The following is an 18,328-nucleotide window of genomic DNA, read 5'->3' as shown; positions in this document are numbered from 1 at the left end:
GTCTCGAACAAAGTGGCTCGGTTCAAAGGGGGCAGAGAATGGTGCTCAGCGGGCTCTCACCCCGCGGTGACCTCGTCCGTGCCGCCGTGCTCGGGCTGCTCGGCACGCGCGGCGCGTCGTCCCGCGCCGACATCGCGCGGATGCTGCGGGTCAGCCCCGCCACCGTCACGCAGACCACCAAGGAGCTGCTCCAGCGCGAGCTGATCACCGAGCTGCGGTCGGTGCCGAGCACCGGCGGCCGCCCGGCGATCCTGCTCGGCCTGGTCCGCGCGGCGGGCGGCGCGATCGGCGCCAAGGTGACCGCCGACCACGTCGCAATCGTCTCCGTCGACCTCGACGGCACGGTCCGCACCTCGCGGTCGGTGCCCTTCGACCCGTCCGCGCCGGCCGCGCTCGAGGCACTATCCGGCATCCTCCGCGACGCCGTCGCCGCACACGACGGGCACCTGCTCGGCGTCGGCGTCGGGCTGCCCGGCGCGGTCGACGCGCAGGCCTCCGGCCTCGTCGACGCACCGACCCTGGGTTGGGGCCGGCTCCCCGTCGGCCGGCGCCTGCGGGACGCGCTGGGCGTGCCGGTGCTCGTCGACAACGACGTCAACACCCTGGCGGCGGCCCAGATCGTCTACGGCAACGGGCGCGAGCACCCGTCGTTCATGGTGGTCACGATCGGCCTCGGCGTCGGCTGCGCGATCGTCCAGCAGGGCTCGGTCAGCCGCGGCGCACACGGCGGCGCGGGCGAGATCGGGCACATACCCGTCTCCGCCGACGGGCCGCCGTGCGGTTGCGGCAACACCGGCTGCCTGGAGGCCTACGTCGGCGAAGCCGGGCTGGTGGCCACCGCCGCCCGGACCGGGGCGATCGGCCAGCGCGGCACCATCGACACGCTGTCGCGGGCCGCCCGCGCCGGCAAGCCGGCCGCGCTGGAGGTCTACCGCGACGCCGGCCGGCTGCTCGGCCGGACCCTCGCCGGCGTGGTGCACACCGTCGACCCCGGGCTGGTCGTGCTGATGGGCGAGGGCGTCCGGGACTGGGAGTTCTGGGAGACCGGCTTCGAGGAGTCGTTCCGGCAGCGGCTCATGCCCGCCCGCCGCGGCATCCGCTGCCTGGTCGAGTCCTGGACCGAGGACCAGTGGGCGGTCGGTGCCGCGTCCCTCGTGCTCGCGTCGCCGTTCGACGCCGCGGCCACCGGCGCGCAGGGCGAGCTGGTCCGGGCCCGGCTGCAGACCGCACCGGAGGTGGACCGATGAAGAGGCGCAACGCGGGCTGGGTGCTGTTCTTCCTCGCGCCGAGCGCGATCCCACTGCTGCTGTTCACCGCCGTGCCCATGGTGTCGTCGGCCTGGGTCAGCCTGCACCGCTGGAACCTGATCTCGCCGATGGAGTGGGTCGGCCTCGACAACTACACCCACCTGCTGAGCGACCCCGCGACCCGGGACGTCTTCCTGCACACGCTGATCTACTGCGCGGGCTACCTGCCGCTCGTGTTCGCCGGCGGGCTCGGGCTCGCGCTGCTGCTCAACCAGCGGCTGCCCGCGCGGGCGTTCTTCCGGGCCGCGTACTTCCTGCCGGTCGTGACGAGCTGGGTGGTCGTCGCCCTGGTCTGGAAGTGGCTGCTCAACCCGACCAGCGGCCTGGTCAACTCGTTGCTCGGCGCGCTCGGCGCACCACAGCCCGGGTGGTGGACCGACCCCACCTGGGCGCTGCCGGCGGTCATCCTCGCCTCGGCGTGGAAGGACCTCGGCTTCGTCATGGTGATCATGCTGGCCGGGCTGCAGGCGATCGCGCAGGACATCCTGGAGGCCGCCCGCACCGACGGCGCCGGCGCGTGGCAGCGGTTCTGGCGGGTCACGCTGCCGCTGCTGTCACCGTCGACGTTCTTCGTCGTCGTGATCTCGCTGATCAACGGCTTCCAGGTCTTCGACCAGGTCTACGTGATGACCGCCGGCGGGCCGTCGGGAGCCAGCCAGGTCGTCGTCGGCCAGATCTACGACCTCACCTTCCGGTACGGGCGAGCCGGCGAGGCGAGCGCACTGTCCTGGATCCTCTTCGCCGTCATCCTCGTCATCACCGCGCTGCAGGTGCGCGGCCAACGCCGGTGGGTGCACTATGCCTGACAAGCGCCGCCTCGGGCCGGTCCTGCGCTTCGCCGCCGTCGCGCTGGGCGCGGTCGTGATGCTCGTGCCGTTCCTCTGGACGGTGGTCACCTCGATCACCCCGAACGGCAGCCTGGCCGGCGGGCCGACGCTGGTCGTCAAGGACCCCACGCTGGCCGCGTACCGCGAGCTGCTCGACGCCCTGCCGATGTGGCGCATCGCGCTCAACTCGTTCTGGATCGCCGCCGCCTCCACCCTGTTCCAGCTCGTCACCGGCTCGATGGCCGCGTACGGCTTCGCCCGGCTCGCCTTCCGCGGCAAGAACCTCGTCTTCGGCCTCTACCTCGCCACCCTGATGGTGCCGATGCAGGTGTTGGTCGTGCCGCTGTTCATCGAGATGAAGACGCTCAACCTGCAGGACACCTACATGTCGCTGCTGGCGCCGTCCATCGCCTCCGCGTTCGGCGTCTTCCTGCTCCGCCAGGCGGTCGAGTCGCTGCCTCGCGACCTCGACGAGGCGGCCACCATCGACGGCGCGGGCCACCTGCGCATCTTCACCACGATCGTGCTGCCGCTGATCCGCCCGGCCCTGGCCACCGTCGCGGTCTTCGCGTTCATGGGCAGCTGGAACTCGTTCCTCTGGCCGCTGGTCGTGATCCGGTCGCCCGAGTTCATGACCCTGCCGCTGGGCCTGTCCACCCTGCAGGGCCAGTTCACCACCGACTGGGACGTGGTGATGGCCGGCTCGGTCTTCTCCATCGTCCCGATCGCCGTCGTCTACCTGCTCGCACAGCGCCACATCATCGCCGGGATCGCACACACCGGCATCAAGTAGCACGCCCCCACCCCTCTGAAAGGAACGACATGAGGAGTTTCGTCAGACGCGGCGCCGCGCCTCTGGTCGCCGGACTGGTGCTGGCGCTCGCCGCCTGCTCGCAGGGATCCGCGACCCGCACCGAAGAACCCGCCGCCGGCAAGTCCACCGTCCGCTACATGAACTTCTCCGCCAACGACGGCCACGAGAAGGACCTGGACGCGATCAAGGCCGCGTTCGAGAAGGCCAACCCCGACATCACGGTCCAGATCGAGACGCTGCCGTACGCCGACTACTTCACCAAGCTGCAGACGGCGGTCGCCGGTGGCACCGCGGGCGACGCGTTCGAGCTCAACTACGAGAACTTCGTGACCTACACCGCCAACGGCTCGCTCGCCGAACTGCCCGGCGTGGACGCGGCGCCCTACAAGCCGTCGCTGCTGGACGCGTTCAAGGCCGACGGCAAGCAGTACGGCCTGCCGGCGTCGTTCTCCAACGTCGTGCTCTTCTACAACAAGGACCACTTCACGGCGGCCGGTGTCGCCGCGCCGACCGCGAGCTGGACCTGGGCCGACGAGCAGGCCGCCGCGGCGAAGCTGACCGACAAGGCCAAGGGCGTCTGGGGCGACTACCAGCCCATCTCGTTCTTCGAGTTCTACAAGACGCTCGCCCAGTCCGGCGGGGAGTTCCTCGCGCCCGACAAGAAGTCGGCGACGTTCAACTCCGACGCCGGCCGCAAGGCCGCACAGTTCCTCGTGTCCAAGGCCGGCAGGACCATGCCGACCGAGGCGCAGGGCGCCGGCACGCCCGACTTCGACTCCAAGCTGTTCAAGGACGGCAAGCTGGCGATGTGGCACAGCGGCATCTGGATGTTCTCCGGCCTCGCCGACGCCACGTTCGACTGGGACGTCGTGGTCGAGCCCGGTGACACCACCAAGGCGTCGGCGATGTTCACCAACGGCGCGGTGGTCTCGGCGGCGAGCAAGAACAAGGAAGCCGCGCAGAAGTGGGTCACGTTCCTCACCTCGTCCGACGAGATGGTGCAGACCCGCCTTTCGACCAGCTGGGAGCTGCCGCCCGTGGCCGACACCGGCAAGGTGTCGAGCTACCTGACCGCCGGCAAGCCCGCCAACCGGCAGGCGGTGTTCGACTCGCTCGACGCCACCGTGCTCCCGCCGGTGATCGAGCGGCAGCAGGAGATGCAGGACGCCGTCACCAAGGAGCTGTCGGCCGCCGCGGCCGGCCGCAAGGACGTACCCACCGCGCTCGCCGACGCCCAGAAGGCCGTCGACGCGCTCCTCAAGTAAGGGACCACATTGACCACCGTCGCGCAGTACCAGGCGCTGGCCGCCCGCAGCCACGCCGTGATCACCACGCACCAGCACGCGGGCGGCGCCTATCCGGCCTCGCCGACGTTCTCGGCGTACCGGGGCTATGCCTGGCTGCGCGACGGTGGCTTCACCGCCGAAGGTGTCTCCCGGTTCGGGGACGTCGGCTCGGCGGACCGGTTCCACGACTGGGTCAGCCGCGTGCTGGCCGACCGCCGGGGCCAGGTCGACGACCTGCGGTCGGCGGGCCCGGACGTCCCGGTCGAGCGGATGTTGCCGACCCGCTTCACGTTCGACGGCCAGAACGGCTCGGACCCGTGGTGGGACTTCCAGACCGACGGGTACGGGATCTGGCTCTGGTCTCTGGTGACCCACGCACGGCGGCACGGGCTGGACCTGGACCGGTGGCGGCCCGGCATCGAGGTGGCCGTCGACTACCTCACCGCGTTCTGGGGCCTGCCCTGCTACGACTGGTGGGAGGAGCACGTCGAGCAGCGGCACGTGTCCACGCTCGGCGCGATCCACGGCGGGCTGCGGGCGGTCGGGCCGTTCCTGTCCGGCGACCGGGCGGCAGCCGCCGCTGACGCCGCCGACGCCGCGCGCCGGCTGACCCTGACGGAGGGCGTCCGTGACGGGCACCTGGTGAAGTGGCTCGGCTCGACCGCCGTCGACGGCTCGCTGCCCGCCTGCGTGGTGCCGTTCGGGCTGGTCGCACCCGGCGACCCGGTGGCGACCGCGACGCTGGCGAAGGTGGCGGCGGACCTCGACGTCGACGGCGGCGTGCACCGGTTCACCGCCGACGTGTTCTACGGCGGCGGCCAGTGGCTGCTGCTCTCGGCGCTGCTCGGCTGGAACCTGGCCCGCACCGGCGACCGGGCCGGCGCGTGGCGCCACCTCGCCTGGATCGCCGACCACGCCACCTCCGACGGCGAGCTGCCCGAGCAGGTGCCGGACCACCTGCTGCACCCCGGCAGCCGGCCGGAGTGGCTGGACCGCTGGGGCCCGGTGGCCACGCCGCTGCTGTGGTCGCACGGCATGTATCTCATCCTCGCCGACGAGCTGGGAGTCCTGGCATGATCAGGCACCGTCCACACGGGATCGAGCACCCGTACGCCACCTCGCTGGACCAGCGGGTGCCGGTGCTGCCCGAGGTCGGGCAGCGGGTGCTGCTCGGCGTGTGGGCCGACCCCGCGGTCACCGCCGTCACCGGCGAATGGCGGGAGCCGGACGGCGCGGTGCGGCACCTGACGCTCGCTCCCCGGACCGCCGATGCGGCCGACACCGCCGCGTTGGCCGGCGGCGAAGGGCATCTCGCCGGCGCGCAGGCCACCGCGTTGGGCGGCGAGGGCGGCTGGGCGGTCGAGTCGCCGCCGCTGAGGTCCCCTGCGGACTACCGCTTCACCGCGACCACCGGCGACGGGCGCGAGCAGACCACCGACTGGTTCCGGGTCGCTCCGGCCGCCTGGACCGCCACGGCCCCGGGCGCGACGTTCACCGGCGGTGGCGGCCGCGTCGTCGACGGCTCCGTCGAGTGGCTGGTCAGCGCCGACGGCGTGCACCGCGCGCGGTTCGCGCTCGCGCTGCGCCCCGGCGACCACGTCGTCGGGTTCGGCGAACGGTTCGACCACCTCGATCAGGCCGGGCGGCGGCTCGATGCCGTGGTCTTCGAGCAGTACAAGGCGCAGGGCGCGCACGGCCGCACGTACCTGCCGATGCCGTTCGCCCATGTGATCGGCACGGACGGCGGCTCCTGGGGCTTCCACGTGCGGACCAGCCGGCGCACCTGGTACGACGTCGGCGCGGACCGGCTCGTCGTCGAGGTGGCCCTCGGCGGCACCGCGAGCGAGCAGGTCGACCTCGGCGTCTACACCGGCACGCCGACCCAGGTGCTGGGCGCCTTCCTCGACGAGGCGGGGCGGGCCGAGGAGCTGCCCTCGTGGGTCTTCCGCCTCTGGGCGTCGGGGAACGAGTGGAACACGCAGCGGATCGTGCTCGACCGGATGGACCGGCACCGCGACCTCGACATCCCGGTCGGCGCCGTCGTCATCGAGGCGTGGAGCGACGAGGAAGGCATCATGATCCCCCGGGATGCCGCCTACGCACCGCGCACCGACGGGTCGCCGTTCGCCGACGCCGACTTCACCTACCCGGCGGACGGGGCGTGGCCCGACCCCGCGGGGATGGTGGCCGAGCTGCACGACCGCGGCATCAAGGTGCTGCTGTGGCAGATCCCGCTGCTCAAGACCGCGGAGTCCGAGCCGGGACTGCACGCACAGGTGCTCGCCGAAGGCGCCGCCCTGGTCGCCGGCGGCCACGCGGTGCGGGAGGCGGACGGTTCGCCGTACCTCAATCGCGGTTGGTGGTTCCCGAAGTCGCTGATGCCGGACCTGTCGACGGCGGCGACCCGCGCGTGGTGGACCGCGAAGCGCGAATATCTCGTGCGCGACTGGGACGTCGACGGGTTCAAGACCGACGGCGGTGAGCACGCCTGGGGACATGACCTGCGGTACGGCGACGGCAGCCGGGGCGACGAGGGCAACAACCGCTACCCGGTGCACTACGCCCGCGCGTTCGGCGACCTGCTCCGCGCGCACGGCAAGGCGCCGGTCACGTTCTCCCGCAGCGGGTTCACGGGTTCGCAGGCGCACGGCGTGTTCTGGGCCGGCGACGAGGACTCGACGTGGGAGGCCTTCCGCAACTCGGTCACGGCGGGTCTGACGGCGGCCGCCTGCGGCATCGTCTACTGGGGCTGGGACCTGGCCGGTTTCTCCGGGCCGGTGCCGGACCCGGAGCTCTACCTGCGCGCCGCCACGGCGGCCGCGTTCATGCCGATCATGCAGTACCACTCGGAGTTCAACCACCACCAGCGTCCGCTGCGGGACCGCACGCCCTGGCACGTCGCGGAGACCTCCGGCGACGACCGCGTCGTGCCGGTGTTCCGGCGGTACGCCCACCTCCGCGAGCGGCTGGTCGGCTACCTGGCGCGGGAGGCCGCCACGACGATCGCCACCGACCGGCCGCTGATGCGCCCGCTGTTCTTCGACGCTCCCGCCGACCCGCGCGTGTGGACCGTGCCGCGGCAGTGGCTGCTCGGCGCCGACCTGCTGGTCAACCCGGTCACCTCGCCGGGCGCGACGCGGTGGACGACCTATCTGCCGGCCGGCGACTGGGTCGACGCGTGGACCGGCGAGCCGTGCGCAGGCGGCGTCGACCACGTGCGGGACACGCCGATCGACCTGATCCCGGTCTATTGCCGAGCGTCGGCGTGGCCGGGGTTCGCGGGCGTGTTCTGAACGTGCGGTAGATCACCCGTCGAGACACGGTGCGGGTCCGGCTATTACAGTGCCCTTCGCGGTTAGGGCAGGCTTAGCTAAGGACTCGGGTGCGTCGACGTTTGGTTCTGCTGGCCGGTGCGGCGCTGCTCGTCCTGGCCGTGCTGGCCAGCCTCGCGGTGGGCAGCAACCCGCTGACCCCGGCGCAGGTGTGGCACGCGCTGCTCGCCGACGACGGCGGCACGGCGGCCAGCATCGTCTGGGACCTGCGGGTGCCGCGCACGCTGCTCGGCCTCGTCGTCGGCGCCGCGCTCGCCGCGGCCGGCGTGCTGCTGCAGGCGCTGACCCGCAACCCGCTCGCCGAACCGCGGATCCTCGGCATCAGCGCCGGCGCCTCGCTCGGCGTCGTCGTGGCCATCACGCTGTTCGGCATCGGCTCGCTGGCCGGGTACGTCTGGTTCGGCATCCTCGGCGCCCTCGGCGCGGGCCTGCTGGTCTTCGGCGTCGCCGCCCGCGCCAGGGACGGTGCGTCACCGGTCACGCTCGCCCTCGTCGGCGCGGCGCTGGACGCCAGCCTCGGCGCGGTCACCGCCGGCCTGCTCAGCGCCGACACCCGCACGTTCGAGGAGTTCCGGTTCTGGGTGGTCGGCGGGCTGACCGGCCGGGACTCCGCGGTGGCCGTCCAGGTGCTGCCGTTCCTGCTGGTCGGCCTGGTGCTGGCGGCCGTCGTGGCGCGCGGCCTGGACTCGCTCGCGCTCGGCGACGACGTGGCCCGCGGCCTGGGCACCCGGGTCGGGCTGACCCGGATCGGCGGCGGCGCGGCCGCGGTGCTGCTCACCGGCGCGGGCGTCGCGGCGGCCGGGCCGATCGCGTTCGTCGGCCTCGCGGTGCCGCACGTGGCCCGCTACCTCGTCGGCACCGACCAGCGCTGGGTGCTCGCCGTGTCGGTGCTGCTGGGTCCGGCGCTGCTGCTGGCCGCCGACACGATCGGCCGGGTGGTCGCGCTGCCGGGCGAGGTGTCGGCCGGCATCATCACGGCCCTGATCGGCGCACCCCTGCTGGCCATCCTCGTCAACCGCGCGAAGGTGGTGTCCGCATGACGACGCTGGTGCGGGCCGGGCGGGTCTCGTTCCTGGTGCGGCGCCGCGCGGTGACGGTCTCGCTCGTGCTGCTGGCGCTGCTGGCCGTCGCGCTGCTGTTCGCACTCTGCCTGGGCAAGCCCTACGTGGCACCGGGCGACGTGCTGCGGTCGCTGTCCGGCGCCGGGACGCCGTACGACGTGGTCGTGCAACGGCTGCGGCTCCCCCGCGCCGTGCTCGCGGTCGCGGTCGGCGTGCTGTTCGGCGTGGCCGGCGCGCTCATCCAGAGCGTCGCCCGCAACTCGCTGGCCAGCCCCGACATCATCGGCATCACCCAGGGCGCCGGTCTCGCCGCGACGATCGCCCTGACCAGCGGCGCGGCCGCCGCGGTGATCGCACCGTCGGCGCTGGCCGGCGGCCTGCTCGCCGCCGCCGCGGTGCTCGCGCTGGGGGCACGCCACGGCCTGGCCGCGAAACGGTTCGTGCTCGCGGGCGTCGCGGTGGCGATCGCGCTGCGGGCGCTGACCGAAATCGTCATGCTCACCGCGGAGCCCATCGACGGCCAGCGGGCGCACATCTGGCTCGTCGGGACGCTGGCCGGCCGGGGTTGGACGGAGACGGGCTGGCTCACCGCGACCCTCGTGGTGCTGCTGCCGGTGCTGTTCTGGGCCGGCTGGGCGCTGCGCACCAGCGCGTTCGACGACGACACCGCGCGGGGGCTCGGCACCCGGCCGGTGGCCCGGCGGGTCGGGCTGGCCGCCGCCGGCGTGCTGCTGGCCGCGATGGTCACCGCCCAGGTCGGCGCCGTCGACTTCGTGGCGCTGGTCGCGCCGCAGGTGGCCCGGCGGCTGGTCCGGGCCGAGCGCCCGCCGCTGGTCGCCGCCGCCCTCACCGGCGCGCTGCTCGTCGTGCTCGCCGACCTGGTCGGCCGGCTGCTGTTCGCACCGACCCAACTGCCGGCCGGCGTGGTCACGGCCGCGATCGGCGGCCCGTACCTGCTGTTCCTGCTCGTCCGGAGGAAGCCTTGAAGCTGACCGCCCAGGACCTCGCCGCCGGTTACCAGGACCGTGCGGTCTTCACCGGGCTCGACGTGGAGTTGCCGGACGGTGCGTTCACGGTCATCGTCGGGCCGAACGCCTGTGGCAAGTCCACGCTGCTGCGCGCGCTCGCCCGGCTGTTGCCGGCCCGGTCGGGCACAGTCCTGTTGGACGGCACCGACCTCACCACGCTGCCGACCCGCGAGGTTGCCCGGCGGCTCGGTGTGCTGCCACAGAGCCCGCTCGTGCCCGAGGGCGTCACCGTGGAGGACCTGGTCGGCCGCGGTCGCCAGCCGCACCAGCGCTGGTGGCAGCAGTGGTCGGCCGAGGACACCGCCGCGGTGCGCGAGGCGATGGGGCAGGCCGGCGTCGCGGAGCTGGCGGACCGGCCCGTCGACCAGCTCTCCGGCGGCCAGCGGCAGCGGGTCTGGATCGCCATGGCGCTCGCGCAGCGGACCGGCACCCTGCTGCTCGACGAGCCGACCACCTTCCTGGACCTGGCGCACCAGGTCGAGGTGCTCAACCTGCTGAGCCGGATGCGCGACGGCGGCCGCACGGTCGTCGCCGTCCTGCACGACCTCAACCAGGCCGCCCGCTACGCCGACCACCTCGTCGCGATGCGCGACGGCACCGTGGTCGCCGCCGGGCCACCCCGCGAGGTGGTCACCGCCGACCTGGTCCGCGACGTCTTCGGGCTCGACTGCGTGGTCGTGCCCTGTCCCGTGAGCGACGCACCGCTCGTCCTGCACACCTGATCGAAGGATTGCTTCATGTCCCGTAGAACCGCGACCCTGCTCGCCGGCCTCGCCCTCGCTGCGGCGGCGCTGACCGCCTGCTCCAGCGACCCCGTGGCGCCGGCCGCCGACGACAGCGGAACGCAGCAGATCACCCACGCGATGGGCACGACGACGATCCCGCTGCACCCGAAGAAGGTCGTCGTCCTCGACACGGACAAGATCGACACAGCGGTCAGCCTGGGCGTCACGCCGATCGGCGCCGTCCAGCTCCCGGAGGCGGACAAGCCGCCGGCGTACCTCGGCGACCTGTCCGCGATGAAGGACGTCGGCGAGATCTCCGAGCCGGACCTGGAGGCGATCGCCGCCCTGCAGCCGGACCTGATCCTGGGCAGCAAGTTCCGCCAGGAGAAGTTCTACGACGAGCTGTCGGCCATCGCGCCGACCGTGTTCACCGACCGGGTCGGCATCACCTGGAAGGAGAACTTCCTCCTCGACGGCAAGGCGCTCGGCCAGGAGCAGAAGGCCAAGGACCTGCTCGCCGGCTACGAGACGCGGGCCGAGGAACTGGGCGCGAAGATCCCGAACGCCGCGATGCTGAAGGTGTCGATCGTGCGGTTCATGCCCGCCGAGATCCGGGTGTACGGCCCGGAGGGCTTCTCCGGCATCGTCGTCGGCGACGTCGGCCTGGGCCGCCCCGACCGGCAGCTGCTGGCGAACAAGGACGACAAGCGGTTCGACAAGGTCAGCCCTGAGCGCATCGCCGACCTGGACGGCGACGTCATGTTCGTGACCGCACAGGGTCCGACCGCACAGGGCCAGCAGAAGAAGGTCACCGACGGGCAGCTCTGGAAGGACCTGGGCGCGGTCAAGGCCGGCAAGGCCTGGGACGTAGACCCCGAGACCTGGATGACCGGCATCGGCGTCACCGCCGCCAACAAGATCCTGGACGACCTGCAAACCCACCTGGCTGCCTGAGCCGAAGGAACGGTCCGTTGTTAACGCGCTGCCGGCGCCGCTCGCGGCCAGCGTTGACAACGGACCGTTCCTATGCGGAAACCGTTGGGAACGGACCGTTCCTTTCGGTTCAGCGGCGGCCGCCGAACTCCCACTCGTGGACCTCGACGGCGGCGTAGCGGTCCGTGGTGAGGATCGCGCGGGCCGCGTCGGCGTCGGGTGCCCGGAGCAGGGCCGCGGTGCCGAGCCAGGCGGTGCCGTCGTCGGAGAGCAGCGGCCCGTACGCGATGAGATCCTCGCCGGGTGGCGGCGTGAGGTCGGCGGGCTCGCCGGCGCCGAGGCCCAGCACCAGGTAGCGGTTGCCGCCCTCGCGCCCGCCGGGGAACTGCCACATCGTGCGGCCCAGGGTGTTGCGCCACCGGCGGATCAGCACATCGCGGTAGGCGCCCGCCTGGTAGTTGGGTTCGTCGAAGGCGAACGCCCGAGCGGCGGCCGGATCGGGCAGGTCGACGATGTGCACGCTGCCGGTGAGCAGGTCGCCGTCGAAGGTCGGCCCGCGGGCGATCAGCTCCCGCTCGTAGCCGTCCATATAGGACCAGTGCGCTTCGGTCAGCGCTTCGCGCAACGGCAGCGAGCCAGGCCGGTCACGGTGGTAACACAGGAACTCCACGGCCACGACCCTATCGAGCGGCGGCGCGGGTGCGTTGGGTCAGCACCACGCAGGCCAGCACGACCAGGGCCGCCAGCAGCGCGGCCGGAGTGACGGTCTCCGACAGCAGCAGGGCCGACCAGAGCAGCGTGAGGACCGGCTGGGCGAGCTGGATCTGGCCGACCCGCGCGATGCCGCCCCGGGCCAGGCCCGCGTACCAGGCGAAGAAGCCCAGGAACATCGAGACCACGGTCAGGTAGGCGAAGGACAGCCAGGCGTGGCCGCCCGCGCGCGGCGGGTCCGCGACGGCGGCGGCCAGCGTGACCGCCACGGTGACCGGCAGCGACAGCAGCAGGGCCCAGCAGATCGTCCGCGCGCCGCCCAGCTCGCGGGCGAGCACGCCGCCCTCGGCGTAGCCGAGCCCGCAGAGCACGATCGCGAGCAGCAGGTAGAGGTCCGCCCAGGAGAGCCCGCCGCGGACGGCGCCGCTGGCGCCGATGAAGGTGAGCACGGCCAGCAGGCCGGCGCCGGCCGCGGCCCAGAACCGCGGCGACGGGCGCTCCCCCGCCCGGAGCACCGCGAAAACGGCCGTCATCGCGGGCAGCAGGCAGACGACCACGGCCCCGTGCGCGGCGGTCTGGCTGGTCAGGGCCAGCGAGGTGAACAGCGGGAAGCCGACGACCACGCCGAGGGCGACCACCGACAGCCGCCGCCACTGGTGTGCGGTCGGTCGCGGTGCGCGGGTGGCCCGCAGGTAGGCCCAAGCGAGCAGCCCCGCGCCGACGGCCCGGCCGAACGCGACGAACCACGGGTCCAGCTCGTGCACCGCGACCCGCGTGGCCGGCAGCGACATGCTGAACGCCAGCACGCCCAGCGCGCCGAGGACGAAGCCGGCCGCGTCCACCGTTACCGGCCGGGTCGCAGTAGCGCTACTCTGTTGACTCATGAATGACGGTAACGCAGCCGGCCGCGTTATCCAAGATCTCCGCAACCTGGTGGCCGCGGCGGAGCCCGGGACCCGGCTGCCGTCGGTGCGCGAGCTGACCGCCCGGCACCAGGCCTCCCCCGTCACCGTCGCCGAGGCGGTGCGGCAGCTCGTGGCCCAGGGCGCGATCGAGACCCGGCCCGGCAAGGGCACCTTCGTGGCCGCGGCCGGCCGCTCGCCGGGCCACGCGCCCGACCTGTCGTGGCAGACCGTCGCGCTCGGCCCGCGCCGGCCGGGCGAGGCGGAGATGCAGGCGCTGCTCGCCCTGACACCGGCGGGCGCGATCCCGCTCTCCGGCGGCTACCTGGACCCGGACCTGCAGCCCGTCGCCGCCCTCGGCAGCGCGCTGGCCCGCGCGGCCCGGCAGCCGTCGGCCTGGCAGCGCGGCCCGGCCGAGGGCCACCCGGACTTGCGCGCCTGGTTCGCCCGCGAGGCCGGCACGGGCCTGCGCGCCGACGACCTGGTGATCTGCCCCGGTGGGCAGGCGGCCCTGGCGACGGCGCTGCGCGCGCTGAGCACGCCCGGCGACGCGGTGCTCGTCGAGTCGCCGTCCTACCTGGGCGCCCTGGCCGCGGCGCACGCCGCCGGCCTGCGGGTGGTGCCTGTGCCCGTCGACGGTGACGGCGTGCGGCCCGACCAGCTCGCCGCCGCGTTCGCCCGCACCGGCGCGCGGCTCTTCTACTGCCAGCCGCTCTACGCCAACCCGCACGGCGCCACGCTGGCCGCGGACCGGCGCCCCGCGGTCGCCGACGCCGTGCGCGACGCCGGCGCGTTCCTGATCGAGGACGACTTCGCCCGCGATCTCACCGTCGACGGCACTCCCTCGCCGCCGCTGGCCGCCGACGATCCCGACGGGCACGTCGTCTACGTGCGCTCGCTGACCAAGTCCGCGGCGCCCGGGCTGCGGGTCGCGGCGATCGGTGCCCGCGGCCCGGCCGGTGCCCGGCTGCGCGCCGCCCGGCTGCTCGACGACTTCTTCGTCGCTGGCCCGCTCCAGCACGCCACGCTCGATTTCGTCAGCTCACCGGCGTGGGCCCGGCACCGCCGCGCCCTGCGCACGGCGCTGCGCGAGCGCCGCGACGCCCTGCTGACCGCGCTGCGCCGCCACCTGCCGGAGCTCGACGTGCCGGTCCCCCGCGGCGGCCTGCACCTGTGGGCCCGCCTCCCGGACGGCACCGACGACGTCACGCTGGCCGCGGCGGCCGCCGCCGAAGGCGTCATCGTGTTCCCGGGCCGTCCCTGGTACACCGCCGAGCTGCCCGAGCCGCACCTGCGCCTGACCTATGCCGCCGCACCACCGGACCTGATGGACGAGGCGGTCCGCCGCCTCGGCCGGGCGCTACGCGGGCGATAGACCGTCCAGGGCGTACGCGACCGAGGCGGCCATGGTTTCCCCTGCTCCGTCGGCGCGCTCCCGTGCGTACTCCGGTGCGTCGAGGTCGATCGGGGCGGCGCCGTGCGGCCACGGTGGCACGTACGCCTGCATCCACGCGGTGCCCGCGAAGGCGCGCAGCTTGCGCGCGGCCGCGGTCAGCCGCACCGCCCGGCCCGGGTCGCCGGCACGCACGGCGAGGTCCGCGAGCGCCTCCAGGTAGGTCGCGCTGCCGGCCTGGTCGCTGGCGGCGGCCGAGAGGCGCAGCCCCGAGGCGAGGTAGCCGGCCGCGCCCGGCTCGTCGCCGGCGGCGACCGCGGTGACGGCGAGGCTGTAGAGCGCCACCACCTCGCCGAGGTGGTCCTCGGTCTTGCGGGCGACCCGCAGCCCGTCGGCGTACTGCTCGGCGGCCGCGGCGTAGTCGCCCTCGTTGAGCGGCACGAGCGCGAGCCGGGTGTGGTAGAGCGCGGCCATCCACAGCTCGCCGATCCGCTCACTGATCTGCTTGGTCTCGCCGAGCAGCGCCCGGGCCTGCGGGTAGTCGCCGCGGGCGAGCGCGAGCTGGCCGAGCATGCCGGCGGCCCGGGCGTTGACGTCCTGGTCGCCCAGCTCGCGCAGCAGCGGCAGGACCCGTTCGAGCTGCACGCGGCCGTGTTCCCCGTCGCCGCTGAGGAAGGCGATGGCGCCGTCGCCGAACAGGGCGTGCGCGTACGCCCCCGGTGACATCGAGTCGGCGTGCTCGAGGATCCGCCGGACGGTCCGGGCGCCCTCGTCGATGTGCCCGCGCAGCCACCACAGTGGCCAGAGCATCCAGCCCAGGCGCACCGCCTGGTCCATCTCGTCGTGGTCGATGAACCAGTTGATCGCCGCGCGCAGGTTGTCGTGCTCGGCCGCGAGCAGGTCGACCGCCGCCGGGTCGGTGGAGGTCTGGCCGACCGGCGGCGCGGCCGCCTCGGCGAACGCGAGGTAGTAGCGGGCGTGCCGCTCGTGCGTCTCGGCCCAGTCGAAGTCCTCGCGGAGCCGGTCGAGCGCGAACTCGCGGATGGTGGCGAGCATCGCCATGCGCGGCTCGGGACCCCGCACGTCCTGGGTCACCAGACTGCTCTCGATCAGGGCGGTGAAGGTCTCGAGGGCGGCGTACCGGTCGGCCGTGTCGACCAGCGCGCTGCCGGCGTCGAGGTCGAAGCCGCCCGAGAACACCCCGATCCGGGCGAAGGTCCGCTGCTCCTCCGGCCGCAGGAGCTGGTAGCTCCAGGCGATCGTGTCGCGCAGCGTGCGCTGCCGGGCGGGCAGGTCGCGCGCGCCGCCGGTCAGCGTGCCGAGCCCGCGTTCGAGCCGTTCGGCGAGGACCCACAGCGGCAGCACCCGGACCTTGGCGGCGGCGAGCTCGATCGCCAGCGGCAGGCCGTCGAGCCGGCGGACGATCTCTGTTATGGCGGCCGCACCGTCGCCGTCGGGCCGGAAGTCGGACCGTACGCCCCGGGCGCGCTCGACGAACAGCTGCGCGGCGCCGTGCCTGACCGCGCTGCGCGGGTCCTCCAGCGGGTCCGGGATCTCCAGCGGCGGGACGTCGAAGACGTGCTCGCCGGTCAGGCGGAGGGGGACGCGGCTGGTCGCGAGCACCCGCAGGCGCGGGCAGGTGTCCAGCATCGTGCTGATCACGGTGGCGGCGTCGGTGAGGTGCTCCATGTTGTCGACCACGAGGAGCATCGAGCGGTCCCGCAGGTACGCGACCGCGTTGTCGATGGCCGACTGGTTGGGCATCGTCCACAGGTTGAGCGAGGTGGCGATCGCCATGCCGACCGAGTCGGGGTCGGTGACCGCCGAGAGGTCGGCGAACGCGACCCCGTCGGCGAAGGTCGGGCCCAGTGTCGCGCCGAGCTGCAGGGCCAGCCGGGTCTTGCCGACGCCGCCCGGGCCGGTGAGGGTGACCAGCCGCACGTCGTCACGGGTCAGCAGGTCGGTCAGGGCGCGCTGTTCGGTGTCCCGGCCGAGCAGCGCGTTGGGTGGCACCGGCAGCGGGGTGCGGGTCGCGTTCTCGGGCGGCGCGGGGGTGCCCGGGTTGAACCTCTCGGTGAGCAGGAGCGCGACGTCGTCGCCGACGACCCGGCGCAGCTCGTCGGCCGAGTGGAAGCGCCGGTAGCTCACCTGGGCGTCGTGGCGGATGCGGTCGAGCAGCGCGACCAGCCGCGGGTCACGGCCGTTCGCCGGGCTCTTGACGTAGATGAGCTTGGGCAGGTCGCCGGCGGCGCGGAACTCCTGCTCGAGCCCGGAGCGCTCGGAGTCGGACCCGACCCAGCCGTAGCTCTCGCCGTAGATGCCGATGAAGAGCTGGCTCTCGTCGATGTAGGCGCGGTAGACGTCGGGGTTGACCGGCGGTCGGGCATCGAGCTCGAACATGACCGGGACCAGCCGCATCCGGGCGATGGTGTCCCGCACCGCGAGCCGCTCCTCCTCCAGCTCGTCGAGTGCCGACGAGATGAAGATGCGCAACCGACGATCAGGGTTGTTGATCATGGGTTGCGCGGCCGGATCACCCCAGCTTGCCATGGAAAATCATCACATCCCCCCGTCAGGACTGAAATTACCTCCTCTCAGGGGACGTCGCCCACCGCCGAAGCGGGTCCTCGGGCGTGCTAGTGTGCCGGTATTGCGGTCTTGTATTCCCCATACCTTGCAGACGCCCGGGTGACATGCCACGGGCGTTTTGTGTTTGTGCCGGTTCGCCGGTCGGGATGGATGCATGCGGCAATCGCGGGCGCCCGCAGAGGGCGGGCACCATTCCGAAAGGCAAGAAGATGGCAGTAGGCACCGTCAAGTGGTTCAACGCCGACAAGGGTTTCGGCTTTATCGCTCAGGACGGTGGTGGCCCGGACGTGTTCGCGCACTTCTCGGCCATCGACGCGGGCGGCTTCCGGTCGCTCGAAGAGAACCAGCGCGTGGAGTTCGACATCCAGCAGGGCCAGAAGGGCCCGCAGGCAGCCAACATCCGCGTGATCTGACCCATGCCGACCGTGTCCCCACGGCATCGCCCGTGCCGTGGGGCACGGCCCTCGGCCCCGAGCGGAGATTGACATGGACGGTCTCCAACTCTCCTGCGCGCGCCTCGTTCCCGAGGTGCGGCTGTTCCTGGCCGAGGATCCGACGATTCTCTGGGCCCGACTCGAAGCCAGCGCCGGGCACCGGATCTCCGCGCCGTTCTGGGCGACGGCCTGGGGCGGCGGCCAGGCCGTGGCCCGCTACATCCTCGACGCGCCGGAGACCGTCGCCGGCCGCCGGGTGCTCGACCTCGGTTCGGGCTCCGGACTGGTCGCCATCGCGGCCGCCCTCGCGGGCGCGTCTGTGGTGGTGGCCAACGACATCGACCCCTACGCGCACACCGCTATCCGTGCGAACGCCCGCGTCAACGGCGTCCACATCGATCCGCTGTCGACGGACCTGCTCGACCTCACCCCCGAGGCGGTCCTGGACATCGGAGCCGACGTGGTGCTGGCCGGCGACGCCTGCTACACCGACCAACTCGCCGAACGCGCCCTCCCCTTCCTGCTCATGGCCGCCCGCCTGGACACGCTCGTGCTGGTCGGCGACCCGGGACGCGGTCGGATCCCCTCCCGAGACTGGCAGGTTGTCATGACGTATCCGGTTTCACCCATGTCCGGTGAGGACTCACAACTCACCGCCGCGAGCGTGCTCACGCCCCGGAACCAGGACGCACGCCGGTGATGGTGCTCTTCCTCGGCGGCCCCTGGCACGACCAGCGACACGACGTCACACCCACACGGCAGTCCGCGGGCCGGCTGCCGCTGCACTTCGCCGTGCCCACCTTCGAGGGGGTACGACCGCGGCAGGTGACCTACACCCGCCGGTTCGTCCGCTCCGCGGGCACCCGCATCCCGGTTTATGTGTCCCCCGACTACGAGGGACCGGCGCGCGGGTGACCCCGCCGGGTGCTAAACTGCGCATATTGCAGTTTCATGTTCATACCTTGCAGGCGCCCGGGTATCGCACC

At 73.1% G+C, this 18,328-nt stretch carries 17 protein-coding genes; 14 read left to right on the top strand and 3 right to left on the bottom strand.

Features of this window, described 5'->3' with window-relative positions; all coding sequences use genetic code 11:
* Window positions 1-38 precede the first annotated feature (38 nt).
* The 10 genes from Air01nite_RS06715 (at window position 39) to Air01nite_RS06670 (ending at window position 11,334) form a co-directional block, all read left to right on the top strand.
* Window positions 39-1,247: an ROK family transcriptional regulator gene (locus Air01nite_RS06715; RefSeq protein WP_203701031.1), complete on the top strand. Its 1,209-nt coding sequence runs from the start codon at window positions 39-41 to the stop codon at window positions 1,245-1,247.
* Window positions 1,244-2,113, top strand: a complete 870-nt coding sequence (locus Air01nite_RS06710) for a carbohydrate ABC transporter permease (protein WP_203701029.1) — start codon at window positions 1,244-1,246, stop codon at window positions 2,111-2,113. Before Air01nite_RS06715 ends, Air01nite_RS06710 begins: the two co-directional genes overlap by 4 nt.
* The gene (locus tag Air01nite_RS06705; protein ID WP_203701027.1) at window positions 2,106-2,927 is read left to right on the top strand and encodes a carbohydrate ABC transporter permease; all 822 of its coding nucleotides are present in this window, start codon (window positions 2,106-2,108) and stop codon (window positions 2,925-2,927) included. The genes Air01nite_RS06710 and Air01nite_RS06705 overlap by 8 nt, the downstream gene beginning before the upstream one ends.
* Window positions 2,928-2,956: 29 nt before the next feature.
* Window positions 2,957-4,213 (top strand): ABC transporter substrate-binding protein, encoded by a 1,257-nt coding sequence (locus tag Air01nite_RS06700; protein ID WP_203701025.1) that lies wholly within the window; start codon window positions 2,957-2,959, stop codon window positions 4,211-4,213.
* 9 nt (window positions 4,214-4,222) lie between these two features.
* Window positions 4,223-5,311, top strand: a complete 1,089-nt coding sequence (locus Air01nite_RS06695; RefSeq protein WP_203701023.1) for a glycoside hydrolase family 15 protein — start codon at window positions 4,223-4,225, stop codon at window positions 5,309-5,311.
* Window positions 5,308-7,527, top strand: coding sequence for a glycoside hydrolase family 31 protein (locus Air01nite_RS06690; protein ID WP_203701021.1), 2,220 nt, complete (start codon window positions 5,308-5,310; stop codon window positions 7,525-7,527). The genes Air01nite_RS06695 and Air01nite_RS06690 overlap by 4 nt, the downstream gene beginning before the upstream one ends.
* Window positions 7,528-7,616: 89 nt before the next feature.
* Window positions 7,617-8,606, top strand: a complete 990-nt coding sequence (locus tag Air01nite_RS06685) for a FecCD family ABC transporter permease (RefSeq protein ID WP_239090541.1) — start codon at window positions 7,617-7,619, stop codon at window positions 8,604-8,606.
* Window positions 8,603-9,613: a FecCD family ABC transporter permease gene (locus tag Air01nite_RS06680; RefSeq protein ID WP_203701019.1), complete on the top strand. Its 1,011-nt coding sequence runs from the start codon at window positions 8,603-8,605 to the stop codon at window positions 9,611-9,613. Before Air01nite_RS06685 ends, Air01nite_RS06680 begins: the two co-directional genes overlap by 4 nt.
* Window positions 9,610-10,377, top strand: coding sequence for an ABC transporter ATP-binding protein (locus tag Air01nite_RS06675; protein ID WP_203701017.1), 768 nt, complete (start codon window positions 9,610-9,612; stop codon window positions 10,375-10,377). The genes Air01nite_RS06680 and Air01nite_RS06675 overlap by 4 nt, the downstream gene beginning before the upstream one ends.
* Before the next feature lie 15 nt (window positions 10,378-10,392).
* On the top strand, window positions 10,393-11,334 hold the full coding sequence (locus Air01nite_RS06670) for an ABC transporter substrate-binding protein (protein ID WP_203701015.1): 942 nt from the start codon (window positions 10,393-10,395) through the stop codon (window positions 11,332-11,334).
* A gap of 109 nt (window positions 11,335-11,443) precedes the next feature.
* Here the strand turns inward: Air01nite_RS06670 and Air01nite_RS06665 are convergent, their stop codons facing one another.
* Together Air01nite_RS06665 and Air01nite_RS06660 are read right to left on the bottom strand one after the other, a co-directional pair.
* Window positions 11,444-11,983: a YciI family protein gene (locus Air01nite_RS06665; RefSeq protein WP_203701013.1), complete on the bottom strand. Its 540-nt coding sequence runs from the start codon at window positions 11,981-11,983 to the stop codon at window positions 11,444-11,446.
* A gap of 10 nt (window positions 11,984-11,993) precedes the next feature.
* Entirely contained in the window at window positions 11,994-12,908 is a 915-nt protein-coding gene (locus Air01nite_RS06660; RefSeq protein ID WP_203701012.1) for a DMT family transporter, read from the bottom strand.
* Here Air01nite_RS06660 and Air01nite_RS06655 point away from each other — a divergent pair.
* Complete coding sequence (locus Air01nite_RS06655; RefSeq protein WP_203701011.1) at window positions 12,907-14,301, top strand: aminotransferase-like domain-containing protein; 1,395 nt, start codon at window positions 12,907-12,909, stop codon at window positions 14,299-14,301. The genes Air01nite_RS06660 and Air01nite_RS06655 overlap by 2 nt on opposite strands.
* Here the strand turns inward: Air01nite_RS06655 and Air01nite_RS06650 are convergent.
* Window positions 14,287-16,869, bottom strand: coding sequence for a DUF4062 domain-containing protein (locus Air01nite_RS06650; protein ID WP_203701010.1), 2,583 nt, complete (start codon window positions 16,867-16,869; stop codon window positions 14,287-14,289). The two genes, Air01nite_RS06655 and Air01nite_RS06650, sit on opposite strands and share 15 nt — an antisense overlap.
* 248 nt (window positions 16,870-17,117) lie before the next feature.
* Here Air01nite_RS06650 and Air01nite_RS06645 point away from each other — a divergent pair, with 248 nt between their 5' ends.
* The 3 genes from Air01nite_RS06645 to Air01nite_RS06635 all read left to right on the top strand — a co-directional run bounded on the left by Air01nite_RS06645 (window position 17,118) and on the right by Air01nite_RS06635 (window position 18,257).
* The gene (locus tag Air01nite_RS06645; protein ID WP_203701167.1) at window positions 17,118-17,321 is read left to right on the top strand and encodes a cold-shock protein; all 204 of its coding nucleotides are present in this window, start codon (window positions 17,118-17,120) and stop codon (window positions 17,319-17,321) included.
* A gap of 73 nt (window positions 17,322-17,394) precedes the next feature.
* Window positions 17,395-18,042, top strand: a complete 648-nt coding sequence (locus tag Air01nite_RS06640; protein ID WP_203701009.1) for a class I SAM-dependent methyltransferase — start codon at window positions 17,395-17,397, stop codon at window positions 18,040-18,042.
* On the top strand, window positions 18,039-18,257 hold the full coding sequence (locus Air01nite_RS06635; protein WP_203701008.1) for a hypothetical protein: 219 nt from the start codon (window positions 18,039-18,041) through the stop codon (window positions 18,255-18,257). Before Air01nite_RS06640 ends, Air01nite_RS06635 begins: the two co-directional genes overlap by 4 nt.
* The last annotated feature ends 71 nt before the right edge of the window (window positions 18,258-18,328 follow it).

The sequence above is a fragment of the Asanoa iriomotensis genome, assembly GCF_016862515.1.
Lineage (GTDB): Bacteria > Actinomycetota > Actinomycetes > Mycobacteriales > Micromonosporaceae > Asanoa > Asanoa iriomotensis.
This window is presented reverse-complemented; position numbering and strand designations above follow the sequence as displayed.